Source organism: Vibrio sp. D173a (assembly GCF_030248475.1).
This window is the reverse complement of record NZ_JAHGAH010001088.1, coordinates 1-766: the sequence shown is the minus strand read 5'-3', so window position 1 is coordinate 766 and position 766 is coordinate 1. Positions and strand designations below refer to the sequence as shown.

The window sequence follows — 766 nt, the reverse complement described above, 5'->3', positions numbered from 1 at the left end:
GGTTGAGCTATCCATTCACCAGCCAAATCTATAAAGTGCAAATCATTCTATCAATAGCGCAGTTTCACCAAAGCAATCGAGGGCCACAATGCATCTCTACACATGGAAAAAACAGTACAGCTTGGATGTAGAAGAGCTCGATCTTCAACACAAAAACCTATTGGCGATGATCAATAAACTGATCATGTTTCAGAACGAATCTAAAGCGATTGTGCGCCGCTTAATTGATGAAGTAATTGCTTACGCAGAGTTTCACTTTTTAAGTGAAGATAACATTATGATGATCACCCATTACGATGGGTTCGAGCAGCACCAAAAGGTTCACCAAATGCTGCTCAAAAAACTAAGAAACAAATATACGCATTACGTCAATGGCCAACTCGATTTGAAAGAAATCATCGTTTTTATGGCGAGATGGCTCATCGACCACATTATCGCGGAGCAAAATGATCGCGCTTTAGCAAGATACTTACGCTCTTCAGATAAGTACCGTCATCTGCTAACTATGGAGAGTTGTGGTTAAGTCCCAAAAGTTGTTAACAATACGAATTGCCAAAGCGCGGACATCAACAAGCTAACCAATACCACCGAATTGATAGGACATTTCGGTGGCCTGACAAGAATAATCCCAGAGCTTATCAGTAACTTCCTGATTCAGTGCCGTATCCTTTAGCCGCTCTTTCACAGGGCGTCCGCGAATACCAAACTTTGGACCGATAAAATCCACACTTTGGTATTCTTGCGCGCAACACGCCATAAGTAAGGG

At 42.2% G+C, this 766-nt stretch carries 1 protein-coding gene and 1 pseudogene; one reads left to right on the top strand and one right to left on the bottom strand.

The window, feature by feature from the left end; genetic code table 11:
- Nucleotides 1-88 precede the first annotated feature (88 nt).
- Entirely contained in the window at nt 89-523 is a 435-nt protein-coding gene (locus tag KIV40_RS31495; RefSeq protein ID WP_285353236.1) for a bacteriohemerythrin, read from the top strand.
- A 51-nt stretch (nt 524-574) separates the two neighbouring features.
- Here the strand turns inward: KIV40_RS31495 and KIV40_RS31490 are convergent.
- Nucleotides 575-766 (bottom strand): annotated as a pseudogene (locus KIV40_RS31490) (hypothetical protein); the annotation flags it as partial.

Coding starts and splice junctions, on each gene's coding strand:
- KIV40_RS31495 (WP_285353236.1), top strand. CDS start 89: ATGCATCTCTACACATGGAAAAAACAGTACAGCTTGGATGTAGAAGAG.